The organism is Streptomyces sp. NPDC008150 (genome assembly GCF_042956945.1).
Taxonomy (GTDB): domain Bacteria; phylum Actinomycetota; class Actinomycetes; order Streptomycetales; family Streptomycetaceae; genus Streptomyces.
Genome location: NZ_JBIBHJ010000005.1, coordinates 87879 through 106946 on the forward strand (window position 1 = coordinate 87879; position 19068 = coordinate 106946).

The window sequence follows — 19068 nt, forward strand, 5'->3', positions numbered from 1 at the left end:
GCAGCCGCCCGTCCGAGAGGTCAAGAAGAACCCCGTCGGTCTCGTATCGCGGACCGGGCGCGCGTCCGTCCGCGTGCCGCCCGCCGCACGGCACGCACCACGAGCCGTAAGTCGTACGGGTGTGATCTGTGACCAGCACACGATTCACTCGTTTGACGGAGCGGAACGACTCACGTCAACGGTCGCGGAAGGCACCCGCTCCATGCTCCTGCCCCAGCTTCGACGCACCGCCGGCGGTGCCGGCACGGACGTCCTCACAGCAGAGTCCGCCCTGGTCGAGCAGTACGGCGACCTGGTCAGGCTCGCGTACCTCGTCCTGCCCGCCTCGCTGAACCGGCACCGCAGGGTGCTGCTCGCCCACTCCCTGGTGCAGCGGGCCCTGCCGCACGGCCGGGCGCCCCGGTCCGCCGCGGCCGTGCCGCCGCAGCGGCACGCCGGGCAGCCCGCCGGCCGCGGGCCCGCCCTCGACCCGCTGCGGACGGAGGTGGTGCGGGGCGCGCTGGCGCACGAGCGCAGGCCCCGGGTGTGGCCCGCCCGGCTGAGCCCGCCGCGGGCGTTGGCGCCGCACCTGCCGCTGGTGCTGGGCCTGCGGCTGTTCCCCCGGTCCGGCGGGGCGCACGAGACGGCTCTGGTACAGGCGCTGTCGGGGGTGTCCGCGCCGGTGCGGGCGGCGTTCGTGCTCGGCCGCCTCGACGGCCTGTCCGACGCCGCGGTGCGCGACCTGCTCGTCCGGGCGGGCGCGCCGGACGCGCGGGGTGCCGTCCGGGCGGCGGCCCGGCTGGAGGCGGACGCCGGGGAGGCCGCCGCCGCGCTCCTCGCGTCGCGCGAGTTCGACGCGTGCACGGTGCAGGCGCACCCCACCGACCTGTTGCGCCGCAGGCGCCGGGTGCGGCTGGCCGGGCTGCTCGGCGCGGGCGTCGTGGTCGCCGCCGCGGCACTCGTGTCGACCGGCGCGGCGGGCGTGGGCGCCGGCCCGGACGGGTCGCCGCGCCCCGTCGCCGGCGCCCCCGCCGCGAAGGACCTGGTGCGCACGGCGCCCGGCGCCTGGGACGACACCTCCCGCGTCGACTTCACGGCCTGGCCGGCCCGCGGCTCCCGGGCCCGGGACGACGCCCTGCTGAACCGCGCCCTGGCCGCCTGGGCACGTCCGGGCCGCGGCACCCGGGTGGCGTACGCGAAGGACACGGCCCGGGACACCCCGCCCGCCGCGCCGCACCTGCTGTTCGCCGGGGACCTCGACGGGCACGCGGTCGTCGTGCTGTACGACGGCCAGCGGCTGGCCCGCTACGACGAGCCGTCGGGAACGGGCGGCGCACGCGGCCTGACGGTGGCGCGGGTGGACGACGCCGACGTGACGACGGCCGCCGCGGTCACGCTCGACGTGCGCGACGGGCGGGCGCGCTACCTGCTGGCGCCGTGGGTCGCCGAGGCGGGCACGCGCGACCTGGCCCGGCCGGACACCGTGGCCCGGCCGCTGGACGTGTCCGGCGACGGTGTCACGGCCGCCGTCCCCGTGCTCTCGTCGGCCGGGGGCTGCGGCGGAAGCCGTCCGGTGCTCCAGCTCCGGTCGTCCTCGCGGATCGCGGAGAAGCACGCGTTCCTGCTCGCCGGGGTGGGCGACCTCTCCCCGGTGCACCTGACCTACACCCCGCTGCCCGGTCACGGAACTCCCCCGGCCCGTCAGCCCCGTGAGGCGACCGGCAGCGCCGCGCTCCTCGCGTGGGCGCACCTGGCCTGCGGCCTGGACGGGGTGCGCGGCAGCGGTGTACGGGCCGTCAACGCCTGGGACTTCGCCGAGCAGGACCTCCCCGCCGACGGGGGGCACGCGGTGTGGACGTGTTCGCGCGCGGACACCTGGCGGGGCACCGGCAACGTGACGGTGGCGCTGCGGACGGACCGGCAGTCCACCGCGAGCGCGGCCGCCGTCGTCGCGGGGGCGCGTTCGACCGCGGAGTGCAGCCGGTTCGGCCAGCACGTCGTGGCGGGGGCGCAGTGGCGCGCGCCGGACGGCCACTGGTACCTGCTGGCGGCGGGCAGTCGCGCGGTCACCGGCATCAGCGTCGACGGCGACGTCCGGGCGAACGCGTCCGGCCGGACCCTCGCGGTGCGCTCGCCGCACGGCGCGCAGGTGCGGGTGTCGGCCCGGCTCTCCACGGGCGGTTCGCTGGCGGCGGTGGGCGCGCCGGAGAAGCCGGAGTAGCGGCCCCGCGGTACGCACGTGTGCGGTGTGGGAAGGGCCCCCGGACGACCGGGGGCCCTTCCCACACCGCACACGTGGCTTCTCGCTCTTCTCGCTCGCGGCCGTCTGTGTCCGGGCCGAGGTGATCGGCGGCCCGGGCACAGGCGGCCGCGGGTCAGTCCTCCTCGCGGGCCGGGACGACCACCAGGAAGGCGTCGGACGTCAGATCCATGACGACCGTCGCGGGCTCCCCCTCGGCGCGGCGGGCGGCCGCGTACTCTTCCGCAGGCCACGATCCACGCGGGGACCCGGCAGGGAACCGTTCCAACACCTTCGCGCTCATAGCCGCAAACACCTCCACCATCGACCGTCGGTCTGTGCCGGTGACTCTTGTACAGTCCCGGCTGCCCGCGATCTGTCGGTACATGTGGACGAATTCGGAACTCCGCGCCCCCGTCGGCGCGTTGGGCCCGCGCGGGCCCGGACCGCAGGTCGCGGCGCCCGGCCGGCGGACCGACCCGGCCGCCGGGCCGGGGTTTCGGACCGCCGGGTGCGCCCCCCTCGGCCGCGCGCTCAGTCGCCCGCCCGTTCAGTCGCCCGCCGGCTCGGCCGGCGCGGCGGCCGGCCGCCAGGGCCACCACACCGGCGCGCCGATGTCCCGCACCAGCGCGGGCACCAGCAGGGAGCGCACCACCACGGTGTCGAGGAGGACGCCGAAGGCCACGATGAAGGCGATCTGCGCCAGGAAGGCCAGCGGAATGACCCCCAGCGCGGCGAAGGTCGCGGCGAGCACGACACCGGCGGAGGTGATCACCCCGCCGGTCGCTACCAGCCCGCGCAGGACGCCCTGGCGCACCCCGTGCAGCGAGGTCTCCTCCCGTACGCGGGACATGAGGAAGATGTTGTAGTCGACGCCCAGGGCGACCAGGAACACGAAGCCGTACAGCGGCACGGAGGGGTCGGTGCCCGTGAAGCCGAACACGTGCCGGAAGACGAGCGACGAAACCCCCAGCGTGGCAACGAAGTTGAGGGCGACGGTGACCACGAGGAGCACGGGCACGAGGAGCGCGCGGAGCAGTCCCGCCAGGATGACGAGGATGATCGCGAGGACGACGGGGACGATCAGCGTGCGGTCCTTCTCGGCGGTGCGCAGGGTGTCGTAGCGCTGCGCCGTGTAGCCGCCGACCAGGGCGTCCGCGTCGGGCAGCGCGTGCAGCGCGGTGCGCAGCCGGGCCACGGTCTGCCGGGCCGCCTCGCCGTCGGCCGCCGCGCTCAGGGTGACGTCGACACGTACCCGTCCGTCGACGACCAGGGGGCTGCCGCCGGGGCGGCCCGACCTGGACACTCCGGCCGCCGACGCGACGCCCCGGGTGTGCCGCGCGGTGGCGACGACCCGGTCCAGGCTCGCGGCGTCGGCGACGACCACGGCGGGGTTGCCGGAGCCGCCGGGGAAGTGCCGCCCGAGGGTCTGCTGCGCCGCCACGGACGGGGCGTCGTTGACGAAGGTCTCGTCCAGCGGGACGCCCTTGGAGTTCAGGGTGGGGGCGAACGCGGCACAGGCGATCAGCGCGACGAGCGCGATCGTCCAGATCCGCCGCGGGGCCCGGTCGACGAGTCCGGCCACCCGGTGCCAGAGCCCGCGCCCGTCGGTGTGGTCCTGGACCGCGCGGGGCCTGGCCGGCCAGTAGGCGGTCCTGCCGAGGAGCGCGAGGACGGCGGGCAGGAAGGTGAGGGCGCTGAGGACCGAGCAGCCGATGCCGATCGCGCCGACCGGACCGAGCGCGCGGTTGTTGGTGAGGTCGCTCAGCAGCAGGGCGAGGAGGGCGAGGGCGACGGTGGCCCCGCTGGCCGCGACGGCGCTCCAGGACTGCCGCAGGGCGGCCCGTACGGCGGTGAACCGGTCCTCGTGCAGGGCCAGTTCCTCGCGGAAGCGGGCGGTGATCAGCAGCGCGTAGTCGGTGGCGGCGCCGATGACGAGGATGGAGAGGATGCCCTGCACCTGCCCGTCGACGCGGACGACACCGTGGTCGGCGAGCGCGTAGACGATCGCGCAGGCGAGGCCCAGCGCGAAGACCGCGCCCAGGATGATGACGAGGGGCAGCAGCACGCTGCGGTAGACCAGCAGCAGGATCACCAGGACGGTCACCAGGGCGACGACCAGCAGCAGGCCGTCGATGCCGGAGAAGGCGTCGGACAGGTCGGCCTGGCTCGCGGCGGGCCCGGCGATCTGCGCGGTGGTGCCCGGCACCCGGCCCGCGGCGGCCCTGATCCGGTCCAGGGTGTCGGGCAGCCGGTCGCCGAGGTCGGGGCGCAGTTGCACCACGGCCTCCAGCGCCTGCCCGTCGTCGGAGACCACGGCGGGCGACGCCTGCCCGACCACGCCGTCCGTACCCGTGAGGCCCGCCACGGCACGGCCGGCCGCGGCGGCCTTGTCGCCGAGGTCGCCGCCGGTGCCCGGGGTACCGCCCTCGGCGGTCCACAGGACGATCGCGGGGACCGTCTCGTCCTGTTCGAACGCCCGTTGCTGGGCGATGACTTCGGTCGACTCGGCACTGCGCGGCAGGAAGGCCGCCTGGTCGTTGGTGGCGACGTCACCGAGCTTCCCGGCATAGGGCCCGAAGAACGCGCCGACGGCGAGCCAGACGGCGACCAGCAGGAAGGGGACGAGCAGGCGGGCCCGTCGGGGGGCGGTGGTCATGGTTCCTCGTTCTCCGGGTCCCGGGAGGGACGGACGTCACGAACAGGTATCTCGACGAAAAACAATCTCAATGATCGAGCCATGTGCGGGACGATCTTAGGCACACGCCCTCTTCCGCGTTCGCCCGCCGTTCGGATGCGGTGACCGCGGCCGGTCCCAACCCCCGGGCGGGGCGCCGGGGTTCGCCCGGTTCCGGGGGCGCGCCCCCGCAGTCAGCGCTCGACGGGCCTGGCCAGCGTCAGTTGCTCGTCCAGGACCGCCAGGAACCGCACCACGACGGCCAGTTCGTCCTCGGTGAACCCGGCGCGCGCCGCCTCCGTCGCCTCGGCCAGCGGCCGGAAGTGGGTACGGGCCGTGGAACGCGCGTCGTCCGCGTAGTGGAGGTGGACGACGCGGCGGTCCGTGCTCTCCCGTACGCGGCGGACGTGCCCGGCGCGCTCCAGCCGGTCGACGCACGCCGTCACCGCGCCCGAGGTGAGCCCCAGGTGTTCGCGCAGCCGCCCCGGGGTCATCGGCCGGTCGGCGTCCAGGATCGCGGCCAGCGCCTGGACGTCCGTGGCGTGCAGCCCGTGCCGCCCCGCGAAGGCGTGGACGACGCGGTTGATCTCGGTGTTCACACGCCGCAGGTGGACGCCGAAGGTGTGCAGGTCCGTCGCGTCGCCCGTACCGGGTCCGACCGCCGGCCCCGGTCCCCGGTCCCGCTCGCCGGTCTCGTCTCGTGTGGCCACACGATCAGCCTATAGAACCCGCCGGCCGCGGGATTCGTGCGTGCGGGGACGGCGGCCCCGGGGCACCGTCGCCGCGGCGGGCCGGGCGCCGGCGGCCCCGCGCGCATCCGGATCGCCCCGCCGTACCGAAGTGATCACGGGAGGGGCGTCCGCGAGGCACGGACCCGCGCGGACCGGGACCGAGGAGGACCAGGGGGACCGGACGGTACGGAAGGACGGAAAGCCGATGCAGGGCGACGACACGGAGCCGGGGCTGCGCTGCCTGGTGACCGGCGCGACGGGATACATCGGCGGCAGGCTCGTGCCCGAGCTGCTCGACGCCGGGCACCGGGTGCGGTGCCTGGCCCGGACCCCCGCGAAGCTGCGCGACCTGCCGTGGGCGGGCGACGTGGAGGTGGTCCGGGGGGACGTCACGGACGCCGCGTCGGTCGGCGAGGCCATGCGCGGCATCGACGTCGCGTACTACCTGGTGCACGCCCTGGGCACCGGCAAGGGCTTCGAGGACACCGACCGGGACGCGGCGCGTATCTTCGGCGAGCAGGCCGCGGCGGCGGGCATCAAGCGCGTGGTCTACCTCGGCGGCCTGACCCCGCGGGGCGTGCCGGAGCGGGAACTGTCGCCGCACCTGCGGTCGCGGGCCGAGGTCGGCCACCTCCTGCTCGCGTCCGGCGTCCCGACGACGGTGCTGCGCGCGGCGGTCATCATCGGCTCGGGCTCGGCCTCGTTCGAGATGCTGCGCTACCTGACCGAACGGCTGCCGGTGATGGTCACCCCGAGCTGGGTGCACACCCGGATCCAGCCCATCGCCGTGCGCGACGTGCTGCGCACCCTGGTGGGCAGTGCCCGGATGCCCGCCGACGTGAACCGCGCGTTCGACATCGGCGGGCCCGAGGTGCTGACGTACCGGGACATGATGCTGCGCTACGCGAAGGTGGCGGGCCTGCGCAAGCGGGTCATCGTGCCGGTGCCGGTGCTCACCCCCACCCTGTCGAGCCACTGGGTGGGGCTGGTGACGCCGGTGCCCCGCTCCATCGCCCGGCCGCTGACGGAGTCGCTGCGGCACGAGGTCGTCTGCCACGAGGAGGACGTCAAGCGGTACGTGCCCGACCCGCCGGGGCATCCGTTCGGCTTCGACAAGGCCGTGCGGCTGGCCCTGGAACGCATCCAGGACGCCCAGGTCACCACCCGCTGGTCCTCCGCGTCGGTGCCGGGGGCGCCCAGCGACCCGCTGCCGACCGACCCCGACTGGGCGGGCGGCAGCCTCTACCAGGACCACCGCGAGATCGCCGTCGACGCCACGCCCGAGGCGCTGTGGCGGGTGATCGAGGGCATCGGCGGCGAGAACGGCTGGTACTCCTTCCCGCTGGCCTGGGGCGTGCGGGGCTGGATGGACCGGCTGGCCGGCGGGGTCGGCCTGCGTCGCGGACGGCGCGACGCGCAGCATCTGCGGGTCGGCGACTCCCTGGACTTCTGGCGCGTCGAGGAGATCGAGCCGGGTCATCTGCTGCGGCTGCGCGCCGAGATGCGGCTGCCGGGCCTGGCCTGGCTGGAGATGTACGCGGAGACCGACGACGAGGGGCGCACCCGGTACCGCCAGCGTGCCCTGTTCCACCCGCGCGGGCTGCCCGGCCACGCCTACTGGTGGAGCGTCTCGCCGTTCCACGCCGTGGTGTTCGGCGGGATGGCCCGCAACATCGCGGCGGCGGCGGCCCGTTCGCCCGAGCCGGCCGGACGGGTGCCGAGCACCTCGGGCTGACCGGGCCGCCCGGGTGCGCCCGCCCGTCCGGGTGAGTCGCGCATCCGCGCGGACCTCCGGACCGGAATCGGCTCGCCGTACCAACACCCGCCCCCACCACGCGCGTTCCCCGCCGTCCTCGCCGTCCTCGCTCCGGAGCAGCACCATGAACGTCTCGGTCGTCCTGTTCACCTCCGACCTGCGCGTGCACGACCATCCGCCGCTGCGGGCCGCGCTCGACGGTTCGCGGGAGGTGGTGCCCCTGTTCGTGCACGACCGGACCGTGCGCGACGCGGGGTTCGCCGTGCCCAACCGGCTCGCGTTCCTCGCCGACTGCCTGCGCGACCTCGACGCGGCGCTGCGGGAGCGGGGCGGGCGGCTGGTGCTCCGGTCGGGCGACGTCGTGGAGCAGGTGTGCAAGGTGGCCGCGGAGACGGACGCCGACGAGGTCCATCTGGCCGCCGACGTCAGCGCCTACGCGCACCGGCGGGAGGAACGGCTCCGGGAGGCCCTGGAGCGCGAGGGCCGCCGGCTGCACGTCCACGACACGGTGACCACGGCCGTCGCCCCCGGCGCCGTGACGCCCGCGTCGTCGGACCACTTCGCGGTCTTCACCCCGTACTTCAGGCGCTGGTCGGACCACGGGCTGCGCGACGTCCTCGGCGCGCCCAGGACCGTACGGGTGCCGGACGACGTGGAATCGGAGCAACTGCCGTCCCGCGACAGCCTGTCGGGGGTTTCGGAAGGGCTGGCCGAGGGCGGCGAGGCGGAGGGCCGCACGCGGTTCGCCGCGTGGCTGCGCGACGGGATCGCCGCGTACGAGGACCGGCACGACGACCTGCCGGGCGACGCGACCTCCCGGCTGTCGCCGCACCTGCACTTCGGCACCCTCTCCCCCGTCGAGCTGACGCAGCGCTCGCGGCGGGCGGGCGGTCCGGGCGCGGAGGCGTTCGTGCGGCAGCTCGCGTGGCGGGACTTCCACCGGCAGGTGCTGGCCGCCCGGCCGGCCGCGTCGAGCGCCGACTACCGCGGCCACGACGACCGTTGGCGCACCGGACCGGACGCCGACGCGGACATCGAGGCGTGGCGGGAGGGCCGCACGGGTTACCCGGTCGTCGACGCGGCGATGCGCCAACTGCGCCACGAGGGCTGGATGCACAACCGGGGCCGGCTGCTGGTGGCGAGCTTCCTCTGCAAGACGCTGTACATCGACTGGCGGGTGGGCGCACGGCACTTCCTGGACCTGCTGGTCGACGGCGACGTGGCCAACAACCAGCTCAACTGGCAGTGGACCGCGGGCACCGGGACGGACACCCGCCCCAACCGGGTGCTCAACCCCGTGACGCAGGCGAAGCGTTACGACCCGGACGGGGCGTACGTGCGGCGCTGGGTGCCGGAGTTGGCGGACCTCGGCACACCGGCCGTGCACGAGCCGTGGCGGCTCGCGGGCGAGGAGCGGGCGCACCTCGACTACCCCGACCCGATCGTCGAACTGTCCGACGGACTCGACCGGTTCAGGCGGGCCCGTGGCCGGGCGTAGCGGGGGCGCGGGGACGGCCGCGCACTGGTTGTTCGGCGACCAGCTCGGGCCGCACTTCCTGACACCCGGCGAGGGCGGCCCCGACCGGAACGCGCCCGTCGTGATGATCGAGGCCCGGTCGGTGTTCCGGCGGCGCCGCTTCCACCGCGCGAAGGCGCATCTCGTCCTGTCCGCGATGCGGCACCGCGCCGCCGAACTCGGCGACCGGGTGCGGTACGTGCGCTGCGAGACGTACCGGGAGGGGCTGCGACAGGTCGGCGGAGAAGGCCGGTTGACGGTGTGTCATCCGACGTCGCGGGCCGCGCTGGGGCTGGTGTCCTCGCTGGACCGGGTCACGGTGCTGCCCGCGCGCGGGTTCCTCGTGGCGCACGCGGACTTCCGCGCCTGGGCGGACGGCCAGGGCGGGCACAAGCTGCGCCAGGAGGACTTCTACCACTGGGTGCGCCGGGGGCACGACCTGCTGATGGACGGCACCGACCCGGCGGGCGGGCGCTGGAACCACGACCACGACAACCGTGAGCCGCCGCCGAAGGGCGCCCGCGCCCTCGACGTGGCCGCACCGTACCGGCCGCGCGAGGACGAGATCGACGACGAGGTCCGCAGCGACCTCGACCGCTGGGAGCGCGACGGCGTCCGTTTCGTGGGCCGCGACGGCCCGCGGCGTTTCCCCGCCTCCCGGCGGGAGGCGCTCGCGGCGTTGAAGCGGTTCGTCGAGCACCGGCTGGCGGACTTCGGACCGTACGAGGACGCCGTCCTGGCCGGCGACCCGGTGATGAGCCACAGCCTGCTGTCGTCGTCGCTGAACCTGGGACTGCTCGACCCGGCGGAGGTCGTCGAGCGGGCGGAGCGGGCCTGGCGGTCGGGGGACGCGCCGGTCAACAGCGTCGAGGGTTTCGTCCGGCAGGTGGCGGGCTGGCGCGAGTACGTGTGGCAGCTCTACTGGTACTTCGGCGAGGAGTACCGCGGACGCAACGCGCTCGGCCATCACGCGCCGCTGCCCGACTGGTTCCTCGAACTGGACCCGGACGCGGTCACCGCGAACTGTCTCGCCACGGTCCTCGCCCAGGTGCGTGACACCGGCTGGACCCACCACATCCCCCGGCTGATGCTGCTCGGCAGTCACGCCCTCCAGCGCGGCTGGGACCCGCGGGCGGTCACGGACTGGTTCCACCGGTGCTTCGTCGACGGCTACGACTGGGTGATGCTGCCGAACGTGGTCGGCATGTCCCAGTACGCGGACGGCGGACGGATGACGACCAAGCCGTACACATCGGGCGGCGCCTACATCGACCGCATGAGCGACCTGTGCGGGCCGTGCGCGTACCGGCCGGGCGACAGAGTGGGCGAGCGGGCCTGCCCGTTCACCGCCGGGTACTGGGCCTTCATGGCCCGCCACCGCGAACGGCTCGCGCGCAACCCGCGCACGAGCCGCGCGGTGCACGGCCTCGACCGGCTCACCGACCTCGACCGACTCCTCGCCGAGGAGCACGACCGGGGCGACACCCCGCCCTGAGTCGGGGCGTCCGGTCCCGGCGGTGCCGCCGGCCGGCCGTCGAAGTGCCGGTGCGTGCCTACGCTGTCGGTGACCGGTCGCACGGGCGGCGCGGGACGGGGCGCGGCGAAGGGGGAGTCATGGAGGCGGAGTTGGCGGTGCTGGCGGCGTCGGGGGCCACCACGATCGTGCAGTTGATGGCGCAGGACGCCTGGACCACGGCCAAGGAACGGGTGCTCGCCCTCTTCGGCGGGCGGGGAGCCGACGGCGCCGGTTCCGTCGAGGCCGAACTCGACGCGACGCGTGCCGTCGCCGTCGGCGCCGACGACGCCCGTCTCGCGCTGTCCGCGTCGCGGTGGCAGGCACGGCTGCTCGCGCTGCTCCAGCAGGATCCGTCCGCCGCCGGGCAGTTGCGCGCGCTCGTGACCGGACCGGCCGACGGGACGGGGTCGGTGCACAACGTCGTCAGCGGCGAGGTGCGGGGACCGGTCGTCCAGACGGGCACCGTCAACGGCGACCTGAACATCGGCTGACCGCGGGCGATCGGCGAGGAGCGCCGTGCGGTGCGGCCGCCGGAAGTGCGCAACCGCCCGGCCGGCGGCGGTCGTTCACCCGCAGCCGCGCTTGCCCTGCCTGTCCTGACCACCCCGACGACACCGGCGCCGACACGTCCCGCGCCGTTGCCGTAACCCCTCGGGGCTACCCGCCCAGGTCCGTCAGGACCTCGCGCGCGGCGCGGGCTCCGGAGGCCATCGCGCCCTGCACCGAGCCGGTGGCCCGGTGGTCGCCGCACACGTAACGGCCGGGCCCCACGCGGGAGTTGCGACTCAGCGGCTGCGGCGGGGGCATGGCGGGCAGGGCGTCGCGGACCGTGCGGACGGTCAGGACGTCCCAGGTCCGGGTGTCGGCGTCGTACGCCTCGTCCAGCGCCTCCCGCACCTCCTTCTCGCGGCCCTCGGTGTCGGGACCCAGGACGGAGGTGGCGACGAGGGCGGCGCCGGCCGGGGCGTAGCCGGTGAACACCTCGCTGAGGACGCAGGTGTTGAGGAAGCGGCGTCGCGTGTCCACGAGCAGCGCCGGTTCGCGCAGCGGGGAGCACGGGGCCGCGTGGTAGTACGTCGTGACGGTCCGCCCGGCGGGGACGTCGAGGCCCGGCAGCAGGCCCGCGGCCTGGGGCGCCGCGGTCGCCACGACCACCGCGCGGGCCGGTGTCTCGGTGCCGTCCGCGGTGAGCACGCCGTCGTCGGTGAGCCGCTCGACCGGGCTCTCCAGGCGTACCGTCCCGGCGGGCAGCGCCGCCGTCAGGGCGGTGGGCACCGCGCCGATGCCGGCGGCGGGCAGGCACAGGGTGCCGCGCAGCATGCTGCGCCACACGAGGTGGAACATCCGGCTGGACGTCTCCAGCTCGTCCTCCAGGAACACCCCCGACAGGAACGGGCGGAAGAGACGCTCGACGAACCCCTCGGAGAAGCCGGCGTCCGCCAGGGCGGTGCGTGTGGTCCGCTCCCCGGCACGCTTGATCCGGCCGACCGGCCCCAGCATGTCCCGCGCGGACAGCGCCCCCAGCGCCAGCAGGTCGCGGGCGGAGGCGAGCCGGCCCGGCAGCAGGTCGGGCAGGGTGCGGGGGCGGCGGCTCGGGTCGCTGAAGCGCAGCCGGCCCTCGTCGGTGTGCACGAGCACGCCCGGCGCGAAGGGCCGCAGCCGCAGGCCGCGCAGCGCCAGCCGGCGCTTGACCTGCGGGTAGGACGTGTTGAAGACCTGGAAGCCGCGGTCGACGGTGAAGCCGTCCACCCGGTCGGTGCGCATCCGGCCGCCGACTCCGTCTCCGGCTTCGAGGACCGTCACGCGAAGGCCCGCGTCGAGCAGGTCCCGGGCGCAGGCGAGCCCCGCGACGCCGGCGCCGACGACCAGGACGTCCGTGGTGGGGTGGGTGGCGGGCACGGCGTTCACCCTTCGCGAGGTGGTGCCGTCCGGCGGCGCGCGGGCGGCGGAGGCCGTGCGCCCTGACGCACGCCCCTGCCACCGCTTCGGGCCGGGCGGGGCGCACGGATGCAGCGCCGGGCCCGGCGGGGGCCCGCCACGCCCCGTGCGCCCGCCCTCAGCCCCGCCCCGCGGGCAGCTCCACTCCGTACGCGCCGCACAGGGTGTCCAGCGCCTCGCGCAGGCCCGGGGGCCGCAGCAGGCCGTGCACCGGGCGGCCCGCCCAGCCGGGGCCGCAGAGCAGGACCAGCGGCTGGGTGCGCGCGCCGCGCACTCCCCACTGGGTCGCGGCGACGTGCCGGGCCAGCGGCAGGCTCGCCGTGGAGCGCGCCTGCGCCCACAGCACGACCGCGGCGGGGCCGATCCTGCGCACCGCCGCGCTCAGCGCCTCCGCGGGCACGGCCGCCCCGAACATCCTTGTGGGCAGCCCGAGTTCGCTCAGTCCGGCGTTCAACGCCTCCAGCGGCAGGGTGTGCTGCTCGCCGGGCACGCACGCCAGCAGCACGGGCGCGGTGTCCGTGCCGTCGTCCTCGGGGGAGGCCGCGAACCGGGTGGCCCTGCGCAGGGTGGTCGACACGTGCCAGGACAGCAGGTGCTCGACCTCGACGTAACGGTCGCCGGAGGAGGCCCACTTGCGGCCCACCGCGTGCAGGGTCGGCACCATCACCTCCTGCCAGGCGACCGTGAGGCCGTGCTGGTCGACGGCGGTCGCCAACTGCTCCTCCACGGCGGGCGCGTCGAGCCGTACGGCGGCCCGCGCGAGGCCGCGGCACTCCTGGCGCACGTCCCCCAGCGGCAGCGTGCCCGCCGCGCGGGACCGGCCGGGCGGCACGGACGAGAGGTCGTCGAGGTCGGCCGCGGAACCGTCGGGCACCACCCCGGCGCCGCGCTTGGCGGCACGGGCCGCCTCGGCGGGCGGCACACCGGCGGACGTCAGCCGGCACATCGTTTCCAGCATGGCCACGTCCGGCGGGGTCCAGCGCCGGTGCCGTCCGTCCGCGCGGACCGCGGGGCCGATGCCGTAACGGCGGTCCCAGGAGCGCAGCGTGGTGGGTGACACCCCCAGCCTGCGGGCCAGCGCACCCGTGGTGAGGACCGCCTCCGCGGTCGTGGATACCGGTACCGGCCGGGGCTCCGGCCGCTGCTCGCCCGAGGGCTCGTCGTTGCGCCCGCTCATGGAGCGACTATACCGACGCAGAATCGATGCGAGTTGATGATCTTGCAACTGGGCTTCCACGCTTGCCGGATGAGCCCTCGACCGTCCGCCGACGTGCCCGGCACGGGAGTCTGCGACCCCGGCCCGCGACCGGCCGGCGGGTCGCGGGCGCCCGTCGAGGAGTCGGCGGCGGACGAGGACCTCGCGCGGCGGCTCGTGGCCGGTGACGAGACCTGCCTGGCCGCCGTCTACCGCCGTTGGTCGGCCCTGGTGCACACACTGGCGGTGCGGTCCCTCGGCGACCCGAAGGAGGCCGAGGACGTCACCCAGCAGGTGTTCCTCGGCGTGTGGCGCGGACGCGGCGGCTTCCGGCCCGAACGCGGGCCGCTGGGCGCCTGGATCGTGGGGATCACCCGGCGGAAGATCGCCGACGCCCTGGCCGCCCGCACCCGCCGCTCGGCCCTGGTCGCCGCGGCGGGCGCCCTCCTCACCCTCGCCGATCCCGCGGGGCAGCGCCCCGAGGCCGCCCTCGACCGCGTCCTGGTCCGCCACGAGCTGGCCAAGCTGCCGCCGGCGCAGCGACGGGTCCTGCACCTGGCGTTCTACGAGGACCTCACCCAGACGCAGATCGCGACGCGCACCGGCTGGCCGCTGGGCACGGTCAAGAGCCACGCCCGGCGCGGCCTCCACCAACTGCGGCGCTGTCTCCAGCAGGACCGGTACGCCTGACCGCGCGGCCACCGCGCCGCGCGGATCACGGCGGCCCCGGTGACGGGCAGTTGGCGAAAGGTGCGCGCCGCCCGCCTCCGGCCCGTCGGCCGCTTCCGCCGCGGTGCATCCGCGGGAGACGCCGCGGGGGAAGTCAGTTGACGTCACGGTCCGCCACGGAGGTGCGGGCGCGCGGCGTGACCGGCGCGGGACGGAAGAGGTACGACATGGCCGACCGGAGCCCCTACGCCCATGTCCCGGCGGACACCCTCGCCTCGCTCGCGCTCGACGGCCCGCGGCCCCGTCCGCCCGTCGACTCCGGCGCCGAACTCACCCTCGCCCTGGCCCATCTGGCGCGCTGCGCCCCCTGCGACGACGCCCTGCGGCAGTTGCGGCGGGCCGTCGCCGCCGGGCGCTCCGCGGTGCCCGGGGACGATCTCGTGGCGCCGCCCGCGCGGGTGTGGCGGGCGGTGCTCGCCGAGGTCCGCGCGGAGGCGGGGACCCCGGCGTCCTCGGCGGGCACGGCCCCGCACGGCCGCGCGGGACGTTCTCCCCGGTCGGGGCGGCGGCCCGGCGGCCGCGCGCCGTCGTCGCGCGGCGCCCGGCTGCTGCTGGCCGCCTCGGGGCTGGCCCTGCTCGCCCGCGGATGGCGCGCGGTGGCGCGGCGCGGGTCGGCGGGGTACGGAGCGGGCGCCCGCATCCGCGGGGGTGCGCGCCGCGGAAGGTAGGGGGACGGCTGCCGGGCCCACCGGCGGCCGCCACGGGCGGGAGGACCGGCCCCCCGTTCCCACCCGCCCCCCGGAGAGTGCCGACGCTCTCCGGGGACCACGGGACCGCGGGTCCCCCGCCCCCGGTTCCCGCCGCGGGACGCGTCTCAGCCCGCGCGGAAGGTGATCCAGCTGTCCGGCGCGATCTCCGGCCGGCCGGGCACCTCCCGGTACTCCTTCGTCCAGGCGTCGCCGACGATGGCGCCGACGGCGCGCGGCCAGAAGCGGGCGGCGGGCGCGTTGGCGTCCTGGAACGCGATCTCCCAGGTGCCGGGATGGGCGGCGACGATCTCCCGAAGTGCCCGCGCGCCGAGGCCCGTTCGCCGTGCGCCGCGCACGACGAAGAAGCTGTTGAGGATCCGTGCGGGACCGGTCAGCCCCCGCACGAACGCGAAGCCCGCCGGCCTGCCGGCGTGTTCACCGGCGCCGACGGCCCCTGCCCCGGCCTCGGTTCCGGAGGTGAACAGGTAAGGCCGCCAACCCGGTTCCGTGAAGGCGGACACGAGCCGCTCGTCGCGGAACGTGCCGTCCGCGCGCGGCAGTTCGCCCCGGTACTCGGACAGGTCGTGCTGGAACATGGCCCACAGCCGCTCGACGACGGGCCGGTCGGCGGGGGTGGCGGGGCGTACGCGAAGGTCGGACACGATTCTCCCGGTGCACGGTTGACGGTTGACGGTTGACGGTTGACGGGGCCGGCGGCGCGGGGCACGCCGCCGGTGGCCCCTCCGCGCGGCGGACAGCCCTGCCCGGAAGGGCCCTTGAACACGAAGAAGCCTCCCCGGTGGACCGTTGTCCGGCCGGGGAGGCTTCTTGTACTGGTGATCGGACTCTAGCTCACGGTGCGCGGGCGGCGGCCCGTGGGGTCGGCCGCCGTCCGCGCCCCGGCCGGCCCGCCCGCGTGCCGGGGGCGGGCCGGGTTCCGGCGGGTCCCGGCGGCGGGCCGCGTCCGTCGCCGGTGGGACGGGCTCAACTCACGTTCAGCGCCGTGTCGTCGACCACGAAGGAGGTCTGGAGCTTGGTGCCCTCCGTGCCGGTGAACTTGACGGTCACGGTCTGCCCCGCGTACGCGGACAGGTCGAAGCTGCGCTGGGTGTACCCGGAGGCCGCGTTGAGGTTCGTGTACGTCGCCAGGGTGCTCAGCACGGTCCCCGAGCTGTTGAGGACCTGCACCTTGAGGGTGTCGTACGCGGTGGTGCCGGTCTCCGCGGTGTCGATGTGCAGGTAGAAGCTCAGCGTCGCCGCGCATCCGGACGGGATGGCCGCGGACTGGGCGAGGGTGTCGGTGGTGGCCACCGCGTTGCCGTCCAGCCATGCCTTGTAGGAGCCCGAACGGGCGGCCTCGGAACTGGAGTTGGTGATGACGCCGCTGGTCGCCGTCCACGTGGTGGCGCCGGACTCGAAGCCCGGGTTGCCGAGGAGCTGGGCGGCGGTGCAGGTGGTGCCGCCTCCCCCGCCGCCGCTGCTGCTGCCCGCGCCGGACAGCCATTCGGTGGCGTTGAGGGCGAGCGGGGCGTTGGTGGCGCCGGTGTCGTTCCAGCCGTCGTACAGGGTGTTGCCGGACTGTCCGGTGCCGTCGTCCACGGGTGAGGTGTCGCCCCAGAACGCGACCCGGCCGCTGCCGAACGTGCTGGTGGCGAAGAAGGCGCCGGTGTTGCCCGAGTAACCGCTGCGGTAGAGCAGGCCCTTGACGGACGAGTTGTCCGCGGGCTTGAGGGTGGCCGTGGTGCCGTCGGCGATCAGGCTCTTGGTGACGGTGCCGAACGAGCCGTGCAGCACGGGGTTCGTGCTGTCGCTGATGGCGGCCGGGTAGCCCGACGCGACGTCGAGGACGTCGATGGAGAAGCCGAACGGGTCGGTGCTGTCGACGCTGTTGTTGGTCATCAGGTCGTTGAAGATCTCGACCGCGTCGTAGCCGTCGCTGTTGCGGTCGGCGCCGGTGTGGTCGGAGATCATGAACAGGCCGCCGCCGTTCTTGACGAACGTCATGATGGCGGTCTTCTCGGCCGTGGTGAACAGGGTGTTCGGCTCGGGAATGACGAGGGTGTCGAAGTTCGCCAGGTCCGTCGCGGTGGAGCCGCCGTAGGCGAGGGAGGACCCGGTGGGGAGGGTCTTCAGGCTGTACGAGCCGGTCTTCTGGAGCGCGACGCCCCAGGAGGACAGCGCGCCGGTCCAGTCGGTCTCGGCGGACGGCGTGGAGTCCTGGCCCAGCGGGTCGGGCTGGCTGGTGGAGACGATCCAGTCGGCGTTGCCGGCCGTCTCGGCGTGGGCGTTGTCGAACAGGACGCGGTGCGTGGTGGCCGCCTGTGCGGGGGTGGCGGCACTGGTGACCTGGAGGGACGCTCCGGCGAGGAGCAGCCCCAGTCCGGCCAGGGCGGACGTGAGTCCGCGACGGGCTCTTGCAGATCCGATCGATCCAGGCATCCGGCAAAACCTCCGTGTGGGGTGATGGAGAGGCGGTGCGGGCGCAATCTCCGCGCGTAGAACGGTAGTTGGGGCGTTCTACACGCGTGGAACGATTGAAAGGTACATGGCATGACCGCGCGGTGAACAGAGTTTCGTGATGCCAGGAGGAGCGGTGTGCGCCGCAAATCTCGGGGCACATGCAGTTCAGCCAAGCGTCGAACTGAGGGGCGGACATGGAGATCTCGGGCATCATCAGTGCCATCATCATCGGCATCGTCATCGGCGTGCTGGGACGACTGGTCGTTCCCGGGCGCCAGCACATAGGCATCCTGCTGACGATCGTCGTCGGCATCGTGGCCGCGTGGATCGGGGCACTCATCGCCCACGGCCTGGGCGTCCAGGACACCAACGGCGTGGACTGGATCGAATGGCTCATCCAGATCGCCCTCGCGGCGGTCGGCATCGCGGCGCTCGACCGGAGCATGGCGCGCCGCTGACCGACCGGACGAGGCGGAGACCGGGCCCACCGGGGCCGCCGCCCCACACGACCGTCCCCGGGGTCCGGGCACCGGCACGCCGCCCGGCCGCAACACCGACGGAACGGTCCCTCACGGGACAGCACACAGCGCGAACGAGGCCGCCGGGCCACCCTCCGAGGGTGGCCCGGCGGCCTCGTTCGCCGATGCGCGGGGTCAGCGCCCGGCGGCCGGCCGGTAGCGGCGGTACAGGAGGGTGCCCGCCAGCACCAGCGCGCCGGCGGCGACCAGCGGCACCGTCTCGTCCGCGCCGGTGTGCGCCAGCGACGCGGACGCGCCGAGCTCCGCGGGGACGGCCTCGTTCGGCTGCGGCGCGGGCGGCAGGTTGCGCGGGGTGCCGTGCGACCTGTGCGGCGCCGGGGGCCGCACCGGCTCCGGGGCGGGCGGCGTGGTCTCCGGGGTGTCGGGGGTGTTCACCGACTCGTTGCCGAAGGACGGGTTGCCGACGCCGACCACGTTGACGGAGTTGCCGCTGACGTTGACCGGGAGGTCGACCGGCAGCTTCAGCCCGTTGCCGCCCAGCACACCCGCCGAACCCACGGCGTCCCCGCTCGCCACCGCCCCGCCGCCGTTCCTGGCGGACCGCTCCCGCGCGGAGGCGGAGTCGGCCGAGTGGGCGGAGCGCGAGCCACCCGCGCGGGCGCCCGACCGCTCCCGGCCGTCCGTCCCGTTCACGCACTTGTTGCCCATGGCGGGGTTGAGGAGCCCCACCACGCTCACCGTGTCCCCGCAGAGGTTCACGGGGACGTTGACCGGGAGCTGCACGGTGTTGCCCGAGACCGCTCCGGGTGAGCCGGCCGCGGCCCCGTCCGCTCCGGCGTCGGCGTACACCGGTGCGGCCATGGCCAGCGCACCGGACGCGGCGGCAACGGCGATCACGCCGTTTCGCGTGGCCCGTCTCATAGGTTTCCCTGCCTTCCGACCTGAACGCGGGCAGTCGCCCGCACCCGGTTAAAACGCGCGCGATGCAGGCGAGTTATGGCTAATCGCCCTTTCACCCCATCGAGCGCACAGATATCGAATGCGCGGCAATTCAGTCCTATCTGTCGTGAAATCCCACGGACACGTCAACATGCGACGCCGTATTCGCCCGGAGGCGGCCCTTCCGGGTCGCGTTTATGGTGAGCGAGGGCGCAGCCGCCGGTC

At 75.1% G+C, this 19068-nt stretch carries 16 protein-coding genes; 8 read left to right on the forward strand and 8 right to left on the reverse strand.

Features of this window, described 5'->3' with window-relative positions; all coding sequences use genetic code 11:
- Positions 1–202: 202 nt before the first annotated feature.
- Positions 203–2200, forward strand: a complete 1998-nt coding sequence (locus ACFZA0_RS14480) for a hypothetical protein (protein ID WP_391015603.1) — start codon at positions 203–205, stop codon at positions 2198–2200.
- A 154-nt stretch (positions 2201–2354) separates the two neighbouring features.
- On the opposite strand, the gene ACFZA0_RS14485 is transcribed toward ACFZA0_RS14480, so the two are convergent.
- From ACFZA0_RS14485 to ACFZA0_RS14495, 3 genes are all read right to left on the reverse strand, one after another.
- Positions 2355–2543, reverse strand: a complete 189-nt coding sequence (locus tag ACFZA0_RS14485; RefSeq protein WP_391016529.1) for a hypothetical protein — start codon at positions 2541–2543, stop codon at positions 2355–2357.
- Positions 2544–2768: 225 nt separating this feature from the next.
- Positions 2769–4877, reverse strand: coding sequence for an MMPL family transporter (locus ACFZA0_RS14490; RefSeq protein ID WP_391015606.1), 2109 nt, complete (start codon positions 4875–4877; stop codon positions 2769–2771).
- Positions 4878–5089: 212 nt separating this feature from the next.
- Entirely contained in the window at positions 5090–5605 is a 516-nt protein-coding gene (locus ACFZA0_RS14495) for a MarR family transcriptional regulator (protein ID WP_391015609.1), read from the reverse strand.
- A gap of 226 nt (positions 5606–5831) precedes the next feature.
- Here ACFZA0_RS14495 and ACFZA0_RS14500 point away from each other — a divergent pair, with 226 nt between their 5' ends.
- The 4 genes from ACFZA0_RS14500 to ACFZA0_RS14515 all read left to right on the forward strand — a co-directional run bounded on the left by ACFZA0_RS14500 (position 5832) and on the right by ACFZA0_RS14515 (position 10905).
- On the forward strand, positions 5832–7361 hold the full coding sequence (locus ACFZA0_RS14500) for a DUF2867 domain-containing protein (protein ID WP_391015611.1): 1530 nt from the start codon (positions 5832–5834) through the stop codon (positions 7359–7361).
- A gap of 145 nt (positions 7362–7506) precedes the next feature.
- On the forward strand, positions 7507–8880 hold the full coding sequence (locus ACFZA0_RS14505; RefSeq protein ID WP_391015614.1) for an FAD-binding domain-containing protein: 1374 nt from the start codon (positions 7507–7509) through the stop codon (positions 8878–8880).
- Positions 8867–10393, forward strand: a complete 1527-nt coding sequence (locus ACFZA0_RS14510; protein ID WP_391015617.1) for a cryptochrome/photolyase family protein — start codon at positions 8867–8869, stop codon at positions 10391–10393. The genes ACFZA0_RS14505 and ACFZA0_RS14510 overlap by 14 nt, the downstream gene beginning before the upstream one ends.
- Positions 10394–10512: 119 nt before the next feature.
- A complete protein-coding gene (locus tag ACFZA0_RS14515; RefSeq protein ID WP_391015618.1) occupies positions 10513–10905 on the forward strand; it encodes a hypothetical protein in 393 nt (130 codons plus the stop codon).
- A 166-nt stretch (positions 10906–11071) separates the two neighbouring features.
- On the opposite strand, the gene ACFZA0_RS14520 is transcribed toward ACFZA0_RS14515, so the two are convergent.
- Together ACFZA0_RS14520 and ACFZA0_RS14525 are read right to left on the reverse strand one after the other, a co-directional pair.
- Positions 11072–12313: an FAD-dependent oxidoreductase gene (locus ACFZA0_RS14520; protein ID WP_391015621.1), complete on the reverse strand. Its 1242-nt coding sequence runs from the start codon at positions 12311–12313 to the stop codon at positions 11072–11074.
- A 157-nt stretch (positions 12314–12470) separates the two neighbouring features.
- Positions 12471–13529: a MerR family transcriptional regulator gene (locus tag ACFZA0_RS14525; RefSeq protein WP_391015624.1), complete on the reverse strand. Its 1059-nt coding sequence runs from the start codon at positions 13527–13529 to the stop codon at positions 12471–12473.
- Between the two features lie 69 nt (positions 13530–13598).
- Here ACFZA0_RS14525 and ACFZA0_RS14530 point away from each other — a divergent pair, with 69 nt between their 5' ends.
- Positions 13599–14237 carry a sigma-70 family RNA polymerase sigma factor gene (locus tag ACFZA0_RS14530; RefSeq protein WP_391015627.1) on the forward strand — a complete coding sequence of 213 codons (639 nt, stop codon included), beginning with the start codon at positions 13599–13601 and terminating at the stop codon, positions 14235–14237.
- Positions 14238–14443: 206 nt separating this feature from the next.
- Entirely contained in the window at positions 14444–14944 is a 501-nt protein-coding gene (locus ACFZA0_RS14535) for a hypothetical protein (protein WP_391015629.1), read from the forward strand.
- A 146-nt stretch (positions 14945–15090) separates the two neighbouring features.
- Here the strand turns inward: ACFZA0_RS14535 and ACFZA0_RS14540 are convergent, their stop codons facing one another.
- Positions 15091–15627: a GNAT family N-acetyltransferase gene (locus tag ACFZA0_RS14540; RefSeq protein WP_391015631.1), complete on the reverse strand. Its 537-nt coding sequence runs from the start codon at positions 15625–15627 to the stop codon at positions 15091–15093.
- Between the two features lie 322 nt (positions 15628–15949).
- On the reverse strand, positions 15950–17404 hold the full coding sequence (locus ACFZA0_RS14545; RefSeq protein ID WP_391015634.1) for a hydrolase: 1455 nt from the start codon (positions 17402–17404) through the stop codon (positions 15950–15952).
- Positions 17405–17619: 215 nt separating this feature from the next.
- Here ACFZA0_RS14545 and ACFZA0_RS14550 point away from each other — a divergent pair, with 215 nt between their 5' ends.
- Positions 17620–17883, forward strand: a complete 264-nt coding sequence (locus ACFZA0_RS14550; RefSeq protein ID WP_391015637.1) for a GlsB/YeaQ/YmgE family stress response membrane protein — start codon at positions 17620–17622, stop codon at positions 17881–17883.
- A gap of 195 nt (positions 17884–18078) precedes the next feature.
- Here the strand turns inward: ACFZA0_RS14550 and ACFZA0_RS14555 are convergent, their stop codons facing one another.
- Positions 18079–18801 (reverse strand): chaplin family protein, encoded by a 723-nt coding sequence (locus tag ACFZA0_RS14555; protein WP_391015639.1) that lies wholly within the window; start codon positions 18799–18801, stop codon positions 18079–18081.
- Between the last annotated feature and the right edge of the window lie 267 nt (positions 18802–19068).

Excerpts from the sequence above, each read along its gene's own strand:
- ACFZA0_RS14480 (WP_391015603.1), top strand. The coding sequence starts at position 203 with ATGCTCCTGCCCCAGCTTCGACGCACCGCCGGCGGTGCCGGCACGGAC.
- ACFZA0_RS14485 (WP_391016529.1), bottom strand. The coding sequence starts at position 2,543 with ATGGTGGAGGTGTTTGCGGCTATGAGCGCGAAGGTGTTGGAACGGTTC.
- ACFZA0_RS14490 (WP_391015606.1), bottom strand. The coding sequence starts at position 4,877 with ATGACCACCGCCCCCCGACGGGCCCGCCTGCTCGTCCCCTTCCTGCTG.
- ACFZA0_RS14500 (WP_391015611.1), top strand. The coding sequence starts at position 5,832 with ATGCAGGGCGACGACACGGAGCCGGGGCTGCGCTGCCTGGTGACCGGC.
- ACFZA0_RS14505 (WP_391015614.1), top strand. The coding sequence starts at position 7,507 with ATGAACGTCTCGGTCGTCCTGTTCACCTCCGACCTGCGCGTGCACGAC.
- ACFZA0_RS14515 (WP_391015618.1), top strand. The coding sequence starts at position 10,513 with ATGGAGGCGGAGTTGGCGGTGCTGGCGGCGTCGGGGGCCACCACGATC.
- ACFZA0_RS14525 (WP_391015624.1), bottom strand. The coding sequence starts at position 13,529 with ATGAGCGGGCGCAACGACGAGCCCTCGGGCGAGCAGCGGCCGGAGCCC.
- ACFZA0_RS14530 (WP_391015627.1), top strand. The coding sequence starts at position 13,599 with ATGAGCCCTCGACCGTCCGCCGACGTGCCCGGCACGGGAGTCTGCGAC.
- ACFZA0_RS14535 (WP_391015629.1), top strand. The coding sequence starts at position 14,444 with ATGGCCGACCGGAGCCCCTACGCCCATGTCCCGGCGGACACCCTCGCC.
- ACFZA0_RS14545 (WP_391015634.1), bottom strand. The coding sequence starts at position 17,404 with ATGCCTGGATCGATCGGATCTGCAAGAGCCCGTCGCGGACTCACGTCC.
- ACFZA0_RS14550 (WP_391015637.1), top strand. The coding sequence starts at position 17,620 with ATGGAGATCTCGGGCATCATCAGTGCCATCATCATCGGCATCGTCATC.